At 68.6% G+C, this 17,274-nt stretch carries 10 protein-coding genes; 2 read left to right on the top strand and 8 right to left on the bottom strand.

All coding sequences use genetic code 11. The annotated features are described in order from the left end of the window. Positions 1-20 precede the first annotated feature (20 nt). Positions 21-2,078 carry a DUF1906 domain-containing protein gene (locus ACFXJ5_RS03625; RefSeq protein WP_384626231.1) on the bottom strand — a complete coding sequence of 686 codons (2,058 nt, stop codon included), beginning with the start codon at positions 2,076-2,078 and terminating at the stop codon, positions 21-23. Between the two features lie 911 nt (positions 2,079-2,989). On the opposite strand from ACFXJ5_RS03625, the gene ACFXJ5_RS03620 reads away from it, so the two are divergent. Then, entirely contained in the window at positions 2,990-5,866 is a 2,877-nt protein-coding gene (locus tag ACFXJ5_RS03620; protein WP_384626229.1) for an FG-GAP-like repeat-containing protein, read from the top strand. Between the two features lie 148 nt (positions 5,867-6,014). Here the strand turns inward: ACFXJ5_RS03620 and ACFXJ5_RS03615 are convergent, their stop codons facing one another. From ACFXJ5_RS03615 to ACFXJ5_RS03585, 7 genes are all read right to left on the bottom strand, one after another. Next, positions 6,015-8,990, bottom strand: a complete 2,976-nt coding sequence (locus tag ACFXJ5_RS03615) for a glycoside hydrolase family 2 TIM barrel-domain containing protein (protein WP_384626226.1) — start codon at positions 8,988-8,990, stop codon at positions 6,015-6,017. A gap of 92 nt (positions 8,991-9,082) precedes the next feature. Then, positions 9,083-11,812, bottom strand: coding sequence for a glycoside hydrolase family 38 N-terminal domain-containing protein (locus ACFXJ5_RS03610; RefSeq protein WP_384626223.1), 2,730 nt, complete (start codon positions 11,810-11,812; stop codon positions 9,083-9,085). Between the two features lie 31 nt (positions 11,813-11,843). Further along, entirely contained in the window at positions 11,844-12,701 is an 858-nt protein-coding gene (locus ACFXJ5_RS03605; protein WP_384626220.1) for a carbohydrate ABC transporter permease, read from the bottom strand. Continuing rightward, positions 12,698-13,642, bottom strand: a complete 945-nt coding sequence (locus tag ACFXJ5_RS03600) for a carbohydrate ABC transporter permease (protein WP_384626218.1) — start codon at positions 13,640-13,642, stop codon at positions 12,698-12,700. The genes ACFXJ5_RS03605 and ACFXJ5_RS03600 overlap by 4 nt, the downstream gene beginning before the upstream one ends. Before the next feature lie 7 nt (positions 13,643-13,649). Further along, positions 13,650-14,984 carry an ABC transporter substrate-binding protein gene (locus tag ACFXJ5_RS03595; RefSeq protein WP_384626216.1) on the bottom strand — a complete coding sequence of 445 codons (1,335 nt, stop codon included), beginning with the start codon at positions 14,982-14,984 and terminating at the stop codon, positions 13,650-13,652. A gap of 237 nt (positions 14,985-15,221) precedes the next feature. Further along, positions 15,222-16,226, bottom strand: a complete 1,005-nt coding sequence (locus ACFXJ5_RS03590; RefSeq protein WP_384626213.1) for a LacI family DNA-binding transcriptional regulator — start codon at positions 16,224-16,226, stop codon at positions 15,222-15,224. Between the two features lie 89 nt (positions 16,227-16,315). Beyond that, positions 16,316-16,456, bottom strand: a complete 141-nt coding sequence (locus ACFXJ5_RS03585; protein ID WP_384626211.1) for a hypothetical protein — start codon at positions 16,454-16,456, stop codon at positions 16,316-16,318. 82 nt (positions 16,457-16,538) lie between these two features. Here ACFXJ5_RS03585 and ACFXJ5_RS03580 point away from each other — a divergent pair, with 82 nt between their 5' ends. Next, entirely contained in the window at positions 16,539-16,880 is a 342-nt protein-coding gene (locus ACFXJ5_RS03580) for a hypothetical protein (RefSeq protein WP_384626208.1), read from the top strand. The last annotated feature ends 394 nt before the right edge of the window (positions 16,881-17,274 follow it).

Genomic DNA, 17,274 nt, shown 5'->3' with positions numbered 1-17,274 from the left:
CGGGGGCGGGTCCCACGGTGTCAGGCGTTGGTTCCGACGTGGAGGGTTCCGTCGGGGGTGGCGGTGGCGTAGGTGCCGAAGATGGCTCCGTTGGCGTCGACTTCGGTGGGGGTGCTCCAGTTGCCGGTGGTGCCCTTGTGGACGCGGTCCCAGACCTGTCCGTTGACGACGGCTTCGACGTGGAGGTCGCCGTTGGGGAGTCCTGCGGAGGAGATCTGGGTGACGGCTCCGCCGGAGTCGATCAGGGTGTTGGTCCAGGTGCCGCCTTCGGGCCGGACGCGGTCGTAGACGGTGCCGTTGACCAGGGCTTGGACGTGCTGGTCGCCGTTGGGGGTGGCGGAGGCGGCGAGGTCGGTGATGTTGCCGTTGACGTCGATGGCAGTGGACAGGGACCAGTTGCCGGTGTCGCCCTTGCGGACCCGGTCGTAGATGGAGCCGCTCACCAGGGCTTCGACGTGGAGGTCGCCGTTGGGCAGGCCGACTGAAGCGACGTCGGTGATGGATCCGTTGGAGTCGATCTCGGTGGAGCTGCTCCAGGTGCCGCTGGCGCTGCGGGTGCGGTCCCAGATCTGGCCGTTGACGATGGCCTGGACGTGCAGGGTGCCGTTGGGGAGTGCGGCTGCGGCGATGCCGGTGATGGCGCCTTGGGCGTCGATTTTGGTGGCGGTGCCCCAGGTGCCGCCGGCGCTGCGGGTGCGGTCCCAGATCTCGCCACCGATCAGGGTCTCGACGTGGATGGTGCCGTCGGGCAGGGCGGCTGAGGCCACCGCGTTGATGCCGTCGTTGCCGTCGATCAGGGTGGCGTTGGTGTCCCACGGTCCGCCGTCGGGACGCCCGCGGTCCCACACCTTGCCGTGCGGAAGTGTGGCGGTGCTGACCTGGACGTCCAGGTAGTCCTGGTCGATGTTGATCGTGGTGCCGCCCCAGGTCTCGCTGCGGCCCCCGGAGTACTGGTGGACCCGCTGGTGGTTGGCCCAGTACGAACTGGGCACGACGGAGTCCGCGGTGTCGGCGCTACCGTTCCACAGCGCGTCGTAGATGACGTCCGGCATCGTGGAGCTGGTGTAGTGGTCGGCCAGGTCGTTGATCCCGGAACCACTGCTGCTGTAGACGCCGGCCTGGTAGCCCTTGGCGTGGAGTTCCTTCGTCCAGGCGGAGGCGTAGGACAGCACGTTGGTGGTGTAGGCGGAGGAGTACGCCTCGATGTCGACGTACAGGGTCGCCCCGGCGCCGAGCCCGAGGGCGGCCGCGTCGCTGACGGCGTCGTCCGCGGCGGTGGTGCCCTGGCTGGTCGGCGAGGAGAGGGTCTCGGCTATCGGCCCGGCGTAGATCGGTACGAACCGCCATCCGGCGTTGTACTGCGTCTGCACCCAACTGGCCGTCAGGTTGGGCTGGGTGCAGTAGCGGTTGGGGCCGCCGATGTAGATTCCGACCGCGCTGTACGGCGAACTCGTCCGCCAGGAGCTCATGGCCGCCGCCGACGGAGCCGCACACGTGTCAAAGCCCTTGCCGGTGTAGTTGGTGGCGGACGAGGGCAGCGCGGCCGTCGCGAGAGGCTGCGGGGCCTGCGAGGCTTGCGGGGAACTGGGCGCGGCCGTCAGTATCGCGGCGCTCGACAGGATCCGCCGGACCAGAGCCGCATCGGTGTCGTAGGTGGCGGTGATGCTCACCCCGGCCGCTTTGGCGTCGTACTCGTGGTCGATCGGCTTGGCCACGGTCCCCTGCTGGGACAGCGCGTTGGTGGCCGGCTCGACCACGAGGGCCTCGGTGCGGCCGATCGCGCCACTGGGGCAGTTCTGATCGGTTCCGGGGTGGCCCAGGTACACCGCGTGCTGATTGAACCTCACGCAGGCGGTCGGGTCGTCGGCCAGGTCGACCACCCGCCATGAGCGCGGCACGGTGAACTGGTAGCCGTGGTAGCTGACCTGCTTCGTCGTGGCCTGCGGGTCCGCCTGGGCGGGGGTGCCGACAAGCGCGGCGAGGCCCAGGCCGAGTAGTGCGGCGGCTGTGCGGGCGGGTCTCCTTCGACCCGGTCTTGTACCGACCCTGACAAGTAATCGTATGCGTGACTTCTTCATCGCTGTTTCCTCGATTCAGTACCGACTGGGGGTGGCTGCCTCACCAGGGCAATGCGACAGAGGTCCGCCACAATTGCGCCGCACGGGTTCTACATGGTGGTCGTGATCCCTGAATTGAATAGCCTCTCGGCCATGTCGACGACTGGCCTTTCCCTGTCTGATTCCCGTCGTCGCGCGTGGATTTTGCAACTATCCCCATAGATAGCCTTCAAGAAATTTGCGGCTGCGTTGGAGCTACTGGTGCCCCAGGTGCCGCTCGCGCTGCGAGCGCGGTCCAAATATTCAACTCGGTGGCACGGAATGTTTGGTTCCGAGAATGCCGACCCGCTGCGCAGCGTGGACGTTTCCGCCGAGGTGGTCGAGCGGAGCCAGCGCGGATGATCCGGCCGCCGTGGACAAGATCCACGGCGGCTGCCTCCTACCGCCACTGGCTACCGACCTCAGCGAACACCGCACCAGAGCCCGCCACTTGTTCCCGGTCGCACCCGTCGCCACGATCATGTCGATCCCCCCTCTGCTCCACGCCCGGTCCTCCGTGACGCGAGTCGCCCACGGGCCGGCATCACCAGAGTGCGTGGTCGGGACGGGAGAAAACCTTGACGAAAACTGGATTCGCGGCGGGCGGCCGAAAAGAGTCGATGGAACGCGTCCAAAAGGCGCCTCCCGGCTCCTTTTGTGCCAGGTTGTCGGCCACGAAGCCGAACTGGATCTGACGTCCGGCATCGGCCCGTGCAAACCAAGGAATGGCAGATCGACCCCACCGCCTTCAAAGACTTCGCCGACGTTCTGTGAGCGCCCGCGTCGGCCGGGGTGGCGGATGCAGGTTTCGACACCTCTAGAATTCGCCCGACGGGGAGTTCGCTTGTTAGCTTCACCGTATGAAGCTATTTTTAGCGTGGCGTCGCACGGCGATGCCCACCATCCCAGGCGGGTATTTCGCGCGGGCTGCCGCCGTCCTGGCCCTGCTGCTGCCTTTGATCGCCGGCATCGCGCTGGTGGCCCCGGCCCCGGCCGCCGCGGCACCCGTCGTCACCGCACAGCCACCCCAACTGCCCACCCAGTCGACACTGTTCACCTCCAACACGACGATCTCCGGCCGCACCTACGCGTGCTTCCGCATACCCGCGGTGGTCCGTACCGGTACCGGGACGCTGCTCGCCTTCGCCGACGCGCGGTTGGACGCGAACTGCGACGACACGAAGGAAATGGACATCGTGACCCGCCGGTCGACCGACGGCGGCGTCACCTGGAGCGCGCCGCAGATCATCGCCCGCGGTCTGCCGGGCGCCCCGAACACACCGGCCATCGACACCGAGGCCACGCCGATCGTCGACGCCACCTACAACGGCAACGCCGGCCAGGTCGTGCTGCTCTACAACGTCCGGGAACTCGTCAACGGCTCCATCAACGGGCCGGACGGCCCAAACCCGATCAAACCCCATGTCATGTTCAGCCGGGACGACGGCCAGAGCTGGACCGACCCGGTGGACATCACCGACCAGGTGAACCCGGCGGGTGTCCGCTACTTTCTGACCGGCCCCGGACACGGCATCCAGTTGCGCCCCCAGTCCGCACAGGATGGGGGCCGGCTGCTGGCACCCACCTACCAGACGGAGAGCGCACCGGACAGCCCCGCCACCCTCGGCCACAAGGCCGCCGCCATCTACAGCGACGACCACGGCGAGCACTGGCACCGCGGCGCATCCACCGGCAACGTCATCGGACAGGCAAGCGCGGGCGAGGCCAGCATCGCGGAACTGTCCAACGGCGACCTCTACATGACCGCCCGCAACAACCAGGCCACCTCCGACGCCGCCGCCACCACAGGCGACAACCGCGTCACCGCCATCAGCCACGACCACGGCGAACACTGGTGCACGGACGAGAAGAACGAGTCGTGCCCGGTGGTCTCGTCCAACCTGCCCGGCGCGAGGATCTTCGCCCCGGTGCTGTCCTTGGACAGCGTCCCGCGCGGTGACAGCTTCAACCAGATGGTGATCGCCGAGCCCGTCTACCGCGACCCCAAGTATCCGACCCAGCACGGCACCCTCAAGCTCCGCTCGTCGTTCGACGACGGCCACACCTGGCAGACACCGGCTGAAGGCCTGACGATCGCCAAGGCGGGCGCCGGCTACTCGGATCTCACCGGCACGGCGTCCGGCGGCATCGGCGTGCTCTACGAGGCGGGGCGCGATCCGTCGAAGGACGGCGACACGGTGAACACGTACACCCTCACCTCGATCCGCTTCACCATCGTCCCCGCCGGGCAGACGGTACTGACCTCACCGGTGACCGGCGCCCGTACCCCGGACACCGCCCCCGGCGGCAACGCGGCCGTCCTGCGCGGCGCTGCCCGGCTGACCGCGGGCAAGTTCGGCCGCGCGGTCACCCTGACCCCGAACGTCGACGGCGCGACCGGGCGGGTCGAGGTCCCACCCAGCCCCGCGTACGGCGGGCTCAGCGGGGACTTCACGGTCGCCGCCGACTTCACGTACAACGCCACCACCGGACTGCTGCCGATCGTCTGGGGCTTCGGCGTCGGCGCCGGAGCGCCGCAGATCTGGGTCAGGGCGGAACCGGCCACCAACCGGATCGCGGCCACCGCCACGACGACCACCGGCAGCGCCACGCTCTACTCCACCCGGAGCTACAACGACAACGCCTGGCACCACGTCGCGCTGGAACGCGCCACCACGCCCGCCGGCCAGGAGCTGAGCCTGTGGGTGGACGGCACCAAGATCTCCTCCGCCGCCGCGCCCCTCGGGGCGGTCTCCCCGCAACGTCCGCAGCCGCTCGAGATCGGCAACCGGATCGACGGCGCCCAGCCCTTCGCCGGCTCGATCGACGACGTGGTGCTCTACAGCCGGGCACTGAGCGCCCAGGAGCTCGCCGCCGCGGCGACCAGCGGTACGTATTCCGGCGGCAGCCCACTGCTGCACCTGCCGTTCGACAGCGGCGAGGCGGACACCCGCTCCTGGGACGACACCGACGGCGACGGCCAGCTGGACGTCTTCAGTCGCACCACCGCGGGCGACCTCTGGTACTTCCCGAGCGTCGGCGACGTCACCAGCGGCTCGGCCGGTGACCGGTTCCTGCAGAACCACACCGTCGTAGGCGGTACCTTCGGCTCGTCCTTCCACCCGGCCCGCGGCGACTTCGACAACGACGGCGTCGGCGACCTCATCGCCGTCAACGACCAGGGTCAGTTGAACTTCTGGTCGGGACAGGGCGACGGCATCTTCTCGCCGCCCGTCGTCCTGATGTCCGGCACGTCGTTCAGCACGGTCAAGGCGGTCTCCGCGGGCGACTTCAACGCGGACGGCCTCACCGACGTCGTCGGCCTGGGCTTCGACGGCCACCTGTGGTGGTGGCCCGGCAACGGTGACGGGACCTTCGGCGCCCGCCAGAACCTCTGGCCCGACACGTCCTTTTCCGGTTACACCGCGGTGCCCACCGGTGACTTCAACGCCGACGGCAACACCGACGTCGCCGGTATCGACGCGACCGGAACCCTCTGGTGGTGGGCGGGCAACGGCAACGGCGGCCTGTCCGCCGCCCGGCAGTTGGCGGCCGGCACCTCGTTCGCCTCCTACACCCGCTCCTTCACCGGCGACGTGAACGCCGACGGCCACACCGACCTCGTGGCCCTCGACTCCTCCGGCGCCGCCCACTGGTGGCCGGGCGACGGCGCCGGCCACATCTCCGGCACCGCCCGTTCCCTCCCCGTACGCTCCCAGAAAGCAGGTGTCGCTCCCGACCCGGTGAACGGCGGCGTCTACACCTTCTGACCCACCGTCGTCGGCCCCGGCCCCGTCGTCGGCCCCGGCCCCGTCGTCGGCCCCGGCCCCGGCCGGGGCCGGTGAGGACGGCCTGTGCTTGGGCGGCGGGCAACGTGTTGAACCAGCGGAGGGCGAGCTCGGGCCGGACGGACAGCCCTCAGCCTGCTGCGATACGAAGCCTGATCGTGCGGGATTCAGGGCGAAGCGCGAACTCAGGCCACACATCCGGTCCACAGGCCCGGGAGCCGAGTCCGTGCTGGGCCGCATCGACGATCAGGTGGCTCGTCGTCGAATCCGGAAGCTCGAAGGGGTGACCGGCTTGGGCGATCTGTTGGGGGGTGTGGCGGCTGAGAGTGAAGCCGGGGCGGCGTCCGTGCGTGTCCGGGAATGTCACGATGCGCAGCACCTTGGTGCCGGCACTCGTCAGCGCCAGCTGTCGCAGCTGGGACCGGTGCCCGGTCTCCTGGGGTCGCGCGTAGTCGACGGAGAGGTCGCGGATGGTGGAGGAGAAACGGCCGGTGCGTGCCGCGCGGAGACTATCAGGGTAGGACTCGAGCGGGCCGAGGCCGAACCACTCGGCGCCATCGATGGGAGCCGCGCCATCGGGCAGATCGAAACGAATCCCGATCCGCGGCCACACCGTCAGCCAACCGCGCGAGGGCTCGATCTCCACACGCAGTTCGAGTTCGTCGCCTTCCAGCGACCAGACGGACTCCACCATCACGGACATACCCGAGTTGGCGGCCGAGACTTTGTCGATGGTGCGCAGAGCCTCCGCGGTGCGCTCCACGGACACTCGCCGCGTGGTCAGCCGGTCGAGTCCATCGCGACGCCACAGTTCGGCGTTGGAGACCCCGGCGATGCTGGCGTCGCTCTCCTCGACTCCTTCGGACGCCCCTTCATCGTTGTCGGTCGGAGCACGAAACAGTTCCAACCGCGGGCCCGTGACGGCGCGGCCGGCGAGGCGCACGAGGGACCCGCCGACGAACTCAGCGATCCCGAGCGTCAGCCCTCCGCCGCCGGGCCGCCAATCGGTCCGGGCACGGACACCAGGAACAGGACGGCGAAGTGAGCAGTCCAGTTGGGCAGTTGCGATCACGTGCCCCTCGCGTGCCCAAGTGGTTCCAGCCGCCAACACCGCGTCAATCGCCAGCCACGTTTCAGAGTCGGGCGACACCGGGATCCGCGGCAGCGGCACCCACCCCGAGTCGCCCGCCGCGACGAAGGGGACCTCCAGGTCCCCGGAATCCACAGGCATCCCGTCGTGCTCGACACGCCAGCGAAAGCGCAGGTCGGACGTGTCGGTCGTATGCCGCAGGTTCGTGATCGCGACTTTGTCGCCGTCGAAGGTGAAGCGGACCGGCTGTACGACGGCCTTGAACTCGTGGAGGCCGGGAGTCGGGACGTCGTTGCTCAACAGCATGCCGTCCATCACGAAGTTGCCGTCGTGGACGACCTCTCCGAAGTCGCCGCCGTACGCGTAGTACGGCGTCCCGTCCGGGGCCGTGGTCAGGATGCCGTGATCGCGCCACTCCCAGACGAAGCCGCCGTGCAGCCGCGGATACTCGTGCACCAGCGCCTCGTACTGGTCGAGTGCTCCCGGCCCGTTGCCCATCGCGTGGGCGTACTCGCACAGCAGGAACGGCTTGGTGCGCTGCCGGGCGCCCTGTGCGGGAGTGCAGTTGAGCAGCGTGGAGCGCGAGCCGTCGGTGCCGATCTGCTCGGTCTCGAGCACCGACGCGTACATACGCGAGTAGACGTCGGTGTATTCGCCGGCGTGGTCACCTTCGTAGTGCACAGGTCGTTCGGCGTCGCGGGCGTGGACCCACGCTGACATGGCGGCGAGGTTGCTGCCGGTTCCCGCCTCGTTGCCGAGCGACCAGATCACGATGCTGGGATGGTTCTTGTCCCGTTCGACGGTGCGCTGGATGCGGTCGAGGTACGCCCCGCGCCAGGTCGGGTCGCCACTGGGATTGCCGACCCAGTCGACCTTTCCGAAGCCGTGCGTCTCCAGATCGCACTCGAGGATCACCCAGAATCCGAGTTCGTCGGCGAGGTCGAGCAGCCGTGGATGCGGCGGGTAGTGGCTGGTGCGGATCGCGTTCACGTTGAACCGCTTCATTCGGGCCAGGTCCTCGCGGGCGTGCTCCTCGTCGAAGACGCGGCCGCGCTGGGGATGGGTCTCATGGCGGTTCACCCCGTGGAACACGACGCGGCGGCCGTTGACCAGGAACTGGTCCCCGCGGATCTCGACCGTGCGGAAACCCACCCGCATGGCGATGCTCTCCGCGGCCGTTGACACGGTGACGTCGTACAGGCGAGGCTGCTCGGCCGACCAGGGCTGCACGTCGGCGACGGCGAAGGGAGCCACGTCGGCCGGCGTGGCCCAGGCCTGCTCGATGCCGAGTTCGGGGATGCGCAGGGTGACCGGGAACGCGGCCGCATCGGCGGTGACCTCCGCGTCGACCCGCCCGTGCCCGTTGTCGAAACCCGTCCGCAGCCAAACGTCCTCCATGCCCCCGGCCGGTCGGGCGATCAGGGTGACATCGCGGAAGATGCCCGGCAGCCACCACTGGTCCTGGTCCTCGACGTAGCTGGCCGCCGACCACTGGTGCACCCGCACGGCGACGATGTTCTCGCCCGGGCGTACGGTGGACGTCACGTCGAATTCGTGGGCGAGCCGGCTGCCGCTGGCGCTGCCGATCTCGACGCCGTTGACCCACACCCTGAAGAGCGACTCGACGCCGTCGAAGCGCAGCACGACGCGCTCGGCGTCCGACCAGTCGGAGGGGATGTCGAAGTGGCGGCGATAGTCGCCGGTGGGGTTCTCGTCCGGGACATGGGGTGGGTCGATCGGGAACGGGAACTGCACGTTCGTGTAGATCGGCCGGCCGTAGGCTCCGTCACCCTGGAGCACCCAGTGGGAGGGCACGGGGATGCTGTCCCAGCCGTGATCGTCGAAGCCTTCGGCCGCGAAGTCCTCCGCCACCGACGCCGTGGGCGACAGACGGAAACGCCAGGGCCCGTTCAGCGAACGAGAGGGTGCGTCGGAGTGCAGCCACGAGCGCGGCGGGCGCAGCGCGCCACGCCCTGGTGCGGTGTCCGAAACACGGGGGGAGAGCTCGGTGAGCAAGAGGTCACGACGCTTTCTTGGTAGCAAAAGGGGACCGGACGTCGGCGGCGGTCGCCGGCTCAAGTGATGGCATTGCGTGCGGTGATGGCGGTCTACCGGAGCACGACGGTGCGGATCTCCCATGGACCGAGGGCGAGTTCGAGCTCGTCCGGGACCTGCGTGTGGGAGATGGGTCGGCCGAGCAGGTCGACCGTGGTGGCTTCCGTGAACGCGCCGGTCACGCGGGCGGTCGATCCCGTGTCGCTCATCGCGGCCAATCGCACCTCGGTGCCGGCACCGCGATCGTCGTCGGCGACGCGGCGGATGCTCGAGACGAGGATGTCCGCACCGTCGACCTGCACGCCGGTCGCGTCGGGGGGCAGTCGACCTTCGGCGGGCGCGGTCCCGCGGGCGACCAGCACGTCGTTGCGGAAGCCTTCGGCGAGAGCGACCGCGTTCGCACCCTGCCAGCCGGTCGCCGACGGCACGACGGCGAACCGGTTCTCGATGCGCACGCCGAGATCCTGCGCGCCCGGTGCGGGGATCTCGGTCGCCGCGGGCTCGTCACGCAGTGGATGGATGTTGACGCTGATCGAGCCGATCGCGCGCAGCAGGGTGATGGCGAGTTCGGAGCCGTCGCCGACGAGTTCGTACTCGGTGGCGTGGTCGAGCAGGACGTTGGCGGCGCCGGCCGACACGAACGAACTCGCGGGGAAGGTCGGGAGCGGGTATTCGCCCCAGCCACCCTCGGCGGTGAGCCCACGCTCGGTGACGGCGAACTGCCCGGCGGATGCGGACACGGCCGCCGGCTCGGGCAGCGGCACGTGGAAGCGCAGCCGGTGGTCGGCGGACTGGTTCAGGAACGACGTGGAGACGCGCACGAACGGCTCACCTGCGCGCACCTCCACGAGTGTCTCCACCGGGGTCGGCACGGTCCGGCTGCTGCGCAGGTCGCGCTCGGAGGAGAGCGCGGTGGGCCATGCGTAGATGCGGGTGACCCGCACCCTCGAACGCAGCGGGCCGTTCTCGAGGAGTTCGACGGCGGCCTCCGTCGGCTCCTCCACGAGCACGTCCTGTGCCGGAGGGGCGTAGTTGTAACTGTCGCCGCGGTCACCGCCATCGACGAGGCGGCCGACTCCGTGCAGCACGATGCCGTCGGCCCCGGTCACGTCCAGGGTGCCGTCGGCGGCGATCGCGACCTCGACCAGTCCGTTGGAAAGCGCGCGGGCCGTCGCCGTCGCGGGTGGAGACGCCGTCGACTGCGCGGCAGTCCGGTCGCTCGGTTCGACCCGGAAACTCGCCAGCCCGGAGGCGGGGACGTTCACGGGCACCAGCGCCGTCGCGCGAGCTTCCTCCAGCGTCAGCACCCTCCACTCACCCGGATGCGCGGCGGCCGCGGCAGCGACCTCCCGGCGCAGGATCAGCAGGTCGAACGGTCCGTCGGCCGGCACCTCGGCGAGGTGGAAGACGAGCGACCCCGGGGTGAGTTCGTACGTGTCGATCAGACGGCCGAACAGCTCGCGGCGGTGGATGCGGCGCAGCACACGTTCGAGCTGCGAGGCGTCCATGCGCTCGTCGCTGAGCACGGTCGGGGCCTGTGAGATCAGCTGCACGGGATGCGCCGAGCCGTCGGCGGCGGTCGCGACCAGAACGGTTCCCTCGGGCGGGGCCACGACATCCACCTCGACCAATGCCGTGCGCGGGAACGGCAGCGGGTTGGCGACCAGGTAGCCGTCGCTCGGCACCAGGGCCGCGGGCTCGGCGAGGGCCGCATCCCGAACCGCCCGCGCGGTGTGCGTGGCTTCGGCGAGACGCGCCTCGACCTGATCGCAGGTCTCGTCGGTGCCGGAGCCGACGACCGAGTCGTGCGCGGTCGACTCGATGATCTTGTGCCATGCGAGCGAGAGGAACGGCGAGTCGTCGCGCCGGGACCACAGGGCGTTCACCCGCTCGGCGTGGTCGATGGTGCGCTCGGCGACGGCCATCCGCTGCTTGAGCCCGAGCCGTACGGAGAGCACGCCCGGGAGGATGTTGCCGCGCACGTGGCTGCGCAGTTCACCGGTGACGACGGTGGAGACCTCGTCGCGCACATGCTCGCGGATGTACTCGTCGAGCGTCGCGATGGTGATGGCGCGCTCGTCGCTGGATGCGTCCCGCAGCCAGGTCGCGAGCTGCGGGTCGGGGGCGTTGTGGTCGGTGCCGGCCATCGCGAGCACCGGGTCGTCACCCCACCGCTCGGCCGTCATCTCCGCGTACTCGCCGATCGCGCGCCCGATCCGGTCGGGCACCAGCAGGACGTCGAGGCCGTTGTCGTAGCCGTCGAAGAGGAACTCGGTGCGCACCTCGGAGCCGTCGGGAGCGCGCCAGCGGAAGGCGTGACCGTCGACAGAGCCGGGAACACCGCGCCACAGCGCCGCATGCTCGATGCCGGCGCGCGCCAGGATCTGTGGCATCTGCGCGACGTGGCCGAACATGTCCGGCAGGTAGCCGATGGGCATCGAGCCGCCGAGGTCCGCCGCGGCCGCCCAGCCCATCTGCAGGTTGCGCACGATGGTCTCGCCGGAGCAGAGGAACTCGTCCAGCAGGATGAGCCACGGCCCGATGGCGAGCCGGCCGCCGGCGACCAGGGCCACGACTCGATCGCGGTTCTCCGGTCGCATCTCCAGGTAGTCCTCGATCGCGGCCATCTGCCCGTCGACGGTGAACCGGAAGTCCGGGTTCGCCTCGGCCGTCTCCAGCACGGTGTCGAGAGCGGCGACAAGCCGGTGCCGGAACACCTGGAAAGGCTCATACCATTCCCGGTCCCAATGGAAATGGGGCACGAAGACGGCGGAGTTCTGCATGGGGAGAGGGACCTTCTGTTGGGGTACGGAGTTACTTGAGGGAGCCGGAGGCGAGCCCGGTCCGCCAGAACCGCTGGAGGAGGATGAACACGATGATCACGGGCACGATCGAGACCAGCGAGCCGGTGATCACGGATTCCTGAAGGAGCGGGGCCCGGGCGGTCTGACCGTTCCACTCGTAGAGGCCGAGCGTGATCGGGAAGAGCGACTCCTTCTGCAGCATCACCATCGGCAGGAAGAAGTTGTTCCAGATGGCGACGAACTGGAACAGGAAGATGGTCACCAGCGACGGCGCCATCAGCTTGAACGCCACCGAGAAGAACGTGCGGAACTCGCCGGCGCCGTCCAGGCGCGCCGACTCGATGATCTCGTCGGGGACGGCGGCGGCGGTGAAGATGCGGGCGAGGTAGACGCCGAACGGGCTGACGATGCTGGGCAGGAACACCGCGAGGTAGGTGTTGACGATCCCGGTCGCCGAGAAGAGAAGGAACAGCGGGAGCGCGAGCGCGGTGGTGGGAACGAGGACGCCGCCGAGGATGACGGAGAACAGGAACTCGCGGCCACGGAAGGTGAACTTGGCGAGCGCGTAGCCGCACAGCGCGGAGATCAGGGTTCCGACGGCCGCGCCCAGCACCGCGTAGATCACGCTGTTCAGAGCCCACCGCCCGAAGATGCCGTTGCTCCGGCTGAACAGGGTTCCCAGGTTCTTGAACAGGTCGAAGTGCGAGAACGCCAGCCCGTTGGTGGCGGCGAGGTCGCCCTGCGGTTTCGTCGCCGCGACGATCAGGAAGTAGATCGGCAGCAGGAAGTAGATCGCCAGGAGGAACATCAGGGCCGTGGCAGCCGTGCGGCTGACTCGGCTTTCGCGGATCAGGGGCTGGTTGCTCACAGTCCGGCCCTCTTCGTGGTCAGTCGCATGAACCCGAAGCTCAAGACGAAGGTGATGACGGCGATGACCACGGAGATCGCCGCTGCCTGCTGGTAGTTGTTTCCGGAGGCCACCGCATACGCGAGCATGTTCGGTGTGTACGTGCTCGAGATGTTCGAGGAGATCTGGCGCAGCACGGCGGGCTCGGCGTAGAGCTGCAGCGTGCCGATGATCGAGAACACCGTGGTGAGGATGATCGACGGGGCGATGATCGGGACCTTGATCTGCCACGCGATCGCCCAGTTGCTCGCACCGTCGAGCTTGGCGGCTTCGTAGAGCTCCTGCGGGATCGACTGCAGTGCCGAGAACATGATCAGCATGTTGTAGCCGGTCCAGAGCCAGGTGGAGACGTTCGCCGCCGACCACAGCACGGCGCCCGGGCCGAGGAAGTCGGGCTGGAGGCCGATGCCCTTCAGCAGGTCGACGACGGGGCTGAGCTGCGGCGAGTAGAGGTACGACCACATGATCGCGGCGATGACGCCGGGCACGGCATACGGCATGAACGCCGAGATGCGGAAGAACGACTTGACCTTCAACAGGGGTGTGTCGAGCAGCAGCGCCATGGTCAGCGCGACGAACAGCATGACCGGCACCTGCACGATGCCGAACAGCGCGATGCGCCCGATGCTGTTCCAGAACTCGTTGTTCTGGAACACCTGCACGTACTGTTCGAAACCGCCGAAGGTCGTGTACGACGTGCCGTACTGGCCGCCGGTGCGGCGCACGACGAGGAAGCTCTGCCAGATCGCGTAGCCGACCGGCACCAGGTAGAACAGCACGAACGGGAGGAAGAACGGGATCAGGAACGCGACGATGGTGCCCGCCCGGGGGCCGCCGCCTGGACGACGGCGGCCTCCGGTCGCCGGAACCACGCGGGTCGCGCGGGTTGCGATATCAGTCATGCTGTGGTCACTTGCCCGCTGTAGCCGGGATCGCCTGATCCTTCATCGACTTCAGTGCGGCCGCCTGGGCGGCCGAGACTGCGCCGGTGAGCGTGCCGCTGCCGGCTGCCGCCTTGGCCATCGCGTCCTGAAGCGCCAGGTTCACCGTCTTCTGGGTGGGACCCCAGGAGAAGCTGGTGTCGATGTTCTTGGACGAGTCGGCGAAGACGTCGAAGATCTTCTCGTTGTTGTAGTACGGGACGCCCTGCGAGAGTGCGGGAAGCTTCGAACCGGCGGTGGCTGCCGGGTAGAGGCCGCCCAGCTTGTTCTCCAGCGCGAGGGCTTCCGGGTCGGTGTTCAGCCAGGAGTTGAACTTGACCGACTCGTACAGGTGCGTGTTGCCCTTCATGAACGCGACGGTGGATCCGCCCCAGTCGCCGGATGCGGCACTCGAGCCCCAGGTCGGCATCGGGACGATCGTCCACTTGCCGGCCTGGTCGGGCAGGTTGTCGCGGAACATGCTGTAGCCCCAAGCGGCGCCGACGTAGCTGGCGATCTGGTTCTTCTGGTACGCGGCGTACATCTGGGTCGAACCGTGGGCGAGGTCGGTGCGAACGAGCTTGGCGTCGATCAGCTTCTGCCAGTACTCGGCGACCTGCTTGCTCTGGGCGGATTCGACGGTGACGTGCCACTTGTCGCCGGAGTAGCTGTACATCTCGGCGCTGTTCTGCCAGAGGAGTCCGTTGAACCACTCGGCGTTGTTCGGGTCGAAGAACGTCATGCTGAGGTTGGCGTCTGCCTGGTGCAGCTTCTGCGCATCCGCTGCGTACTCGTCCCAGGTCTTCGGGATCTTGAGGCCGTGCTGCTTGAAGATGTCGCTGCGCACGTAGAGGGCCATCGGGCCGGTGTCCTGCGGGAAGGCGAACACGCCGGTCTCGCCGAAGCTGGTCTGCGACCAGGTCCACGGCACGAACTTCGACTTGGCCGCGGTGGCTGCCGAGCAGGCCGAGGCGTCCACGAAGGCGTTCTGGGTGCGCAGGTCGGGGAGCTCGTCGTAACCGACCTGTGCGAGGTCCGGCGCCTTGCCCGCCTTGAGGGCGTTGCCGATGGTGCCGTACTGGTCGTTGGAGATGTTCTTCGTCTGAACCTGGATGTTCGGGTTCTTCTTGTTCCACAGGGCGACGACCTGGTCCATGCCCGGAACGGTGTTCCAGTACTGGAGGGTGACTTTGCCCTTCGCGGGCGCACAGGAGCCTGCGGATGCATGACCCGACGGAGCGGGCGACGAGCACCCGGCGAGTACGGCGATACTGGCTGCCGCGGCGACGACGGCGAGGCGGATGCGCGTGACTGTGCTGCTCATATCTTCCGTTCCAGAGGACGACTAGCGACGGCGCTAGACGGGTCGACGTTGACACCTCGGGCAAGCGGGTTTTCGGATGCCTTCTGGTTGGAATGGACAGGTCCATGTGTCCCGCCCCGTGAGCGCTCCCGTGAACGTTCACGTGAGCGCTCACGGGAGCCTTGCGAATTGTTCGGAAGTGTGCGCTCCGGTGCGCTCGAGTGTCAAGGCTTTCGGGTCACGCACGAGTCCGGCAGGTTACGCGGACCCGCTCAACCGCAGCTCGGCCCGGACGACGAGGTCGTCGGCCCCGAGCGGGTTCACCCCGGTCAGCAGCCGTGCGACCTGGTCGATGGCGAGCGCTCCGAGCTTACGCGTGTCGAGGGCGACGCTGGAGAGCTGCGGCTCGACGAGGGCGCCGAGCTGCAGGCCGTCGAAGCCGATCACGGCGAGATCCTGCGGGACGCTCCTGCCGAGCCGGCGCGCCTCGCGCAGGGCGCCGATCGCGATGATGTCGTTGAAGGTGAAGACCGCGGTGACATCCGGATGGGCGGTGAGCAAGGTCCTGAGCGCCGCTCCGCCGCCGTCGGCCGACTGGTCCGCGCCGACCACCATGCCGGCGTCGATCCCGTACGCCGCCGCGGCCGTCGTGAACCACTCGCGCCGGATGCTCGGTTCGGCCCGGCCGTCGTGGTCGAGCATGCCGATTCGCGTGTGGCCCTCCGCGACCAGGTGCGCGACCGCGGCGTGGACACCCTCCTCACCGTCGATCCGGATCGAACTGAACCGCGCGGTGTGGTGCTCGCGGCCGATGAGCACCACCGGCATGCCGCGGGTGAACAGCTCCAGTTGGTAGTCGGGGCAGCTGAAGTAGCCGACGACCGCGTCCACTTGTGAGCCGATCACCTGCAGCGTGCCGAGTTCCTCCTGGGGCCGGTCCGCGGTGTCGTATACGACAACGTGCCAGCCACGGGCCCGGGCCGCCTCCAGCGCGGCCGCGGCGACCTCGGTGAAGAACGGATTGAGCAGGTCCGGGATCACCAGCCCGATGGTCGTGGTGTCCTGCCGGACCAGACCGCGGGCGAACCGGCTCGGCCGGTATCCGAGCTCGCGGGCGGCGTCGAGCACGCGCTGTTTGGTGGAGCCGTCGATCTCGGCCTTGTCGTTCAGCGCCCGCGACACGGTCTGACGGGACACCCCTGCGGACCGGGCGACGTCATGGATCGTGACCCTCCGGGGTTCCGTCCCCGACGACGACACCATCCTGCACCTCCCACTGCTCGCGGACGCCGATGCGTCCGCAAGGCCCGAGTATGCACGTGCCGGGCGCGGCGGCGCGACATCCGGCCGGCTCAGCCGTGAGGCAGCGGGGACAGCAACTCGATCAGCCGCTGCCACGCCGGGGAGGAGCCGGTGGCGTGGGAGTACATCAGGGTGAGCGTCCCGGGCTGGGCCTCGCCGGGCTCTTGCTGACGAGCGTCCCAGACTGCCATGGCGGCGAGCTCGGTGAGCCTCGGGTCGTCGGGATCCCAGTCCAGTGCCTTGTCGCAGGCCAGGTAGAGGCGCTGGAATTCGGTGTCGGCGAAGGCCGCGTTCTTGGCGGCGATCCCGCTCGCTGGTGCCGAGGGCGCGCAGTCGGTCGAGAATCCCGATGACCTCGGCGGGCAGGATCAGCAGCTCTCCGGCGGCCGGCTCGGCGATGCGGCGGCGGTGGTGAGTGAGGTCGCGGATCTTCTTCGTCAGCGCCTTGTCGATCTCGGCGATGGCCTCGAATCTCTCGGCCCCGACCTCGCCGAGGAGTTCCGGGTGCGGATGTTCGCAGGCCTCCGGCGCGTGCATGCCGAAGGCGGTATCGCCGTCAATGCCACCGTCGCTTTTAACCGCATGCGCAAGCCCGCTTCGGCGGCGATTTCCTGACAGTGCTCCCGGTTTTCAAATGCGGCAGGCGCGGAGCTGGGCTCTCTCCGAACGCGGCGCGACGGCCCACAATATTCAGATATCGACCCTTGGTGGCCGCCGCGCGCAGGCCGGTCTGGGCGCCTATCAGGCGTAGAAAATGGACGCTGGGGGATTCGCCGGGATCCTGGTGGGGGTCCGATATCCGGTTGAGGTGGTCCGGGAAGACGGTGCCGCTGGTCCGGCCGCTGCTCGGAGGGGTGCGACGTGGCCCGCCGCAGCCCGGATCGCCGAGGCCGCGCCGCAGAAGACACGAAATGGAAACATGCCGGAGTATCGCCCGACGTCGGTGGCCTGAATGGCCTCTCGAAGCCCTGCGCCGCCCGAATGGTACGGCCGGAAACCGGCTGATAGC

This window comes from Streptomyces sp. NPDC059373 (assembly GCF_042751495.1).
GTDB lineage: Bacteria > Actinomycetota > Actinomycetes > Streptomycetales > Streptomycetaceae > Actinacidiphila.
The sequence above is the reverse complement of the archived record's forward strand: the minus strand, read 5'-3'. Positions and strand labels throughout refer to the sequence as shown.

What these genes read in the sequence shown, in the direction of transcription:
- ACFXJ5_RS03625 (WP_384626231.1), bottom strand. Translation starts at nt 2,078, where the DNA reads ATGAAGAAGTCACGCATACGATTACTTGTCAGGGTCGGTACAAGACCG.
- ACFXJ5_RS03620 (WP_384626229.1), top strand. Translation starts at nt 2,990, where the DNA reads ATGCCCACCATCCCAGGCGGGTATTTCGCGCGGGCTGCCGCCGTCCTG.
- ACFXJ5_RS03610 (WP_384626223.1), bottom strand. Translation starts at nt 11,812, where the DNA reads ATGCAGAACTCCGCCGTCTTCGTGCCCCATTTCCATTGGGACCGGGAA.
- ACFXJ5_RS03600 (WP_384626218.1), bottom strand. Translation starts at nt 13,642, where the DNA reads ATGACTGATATCGCAACCCGCGCGACCCGCGTGGTTCCGGCGACCGGA.
- ACFXJ5_RS03595 (WP_384626216.1), bottom strand. Translation starts at nt 14,984, where the DNA reads ATGAGCAGCACAGTCACGCGCATCCGCCTCGCCGTCGTCGCCGCGGCA.
- ACFXJ5_RS03590 (WP_384626213.1), bottom strand. Translation starts at nt 16,226, where the DNA reads ATGGTGTCGTCGTCGGGGACGGAACCCCGGAGGGTCACGATCCATGAC.
- ACFXJ5_RS03585 (WP_384626211.1), bottom strand. Translation starts at nt 16,456, where the DNA reads ATGGCAGTCTGGGACGCTCGTCAGCAAGAGCCCGGCGAGGCCCAGCCC.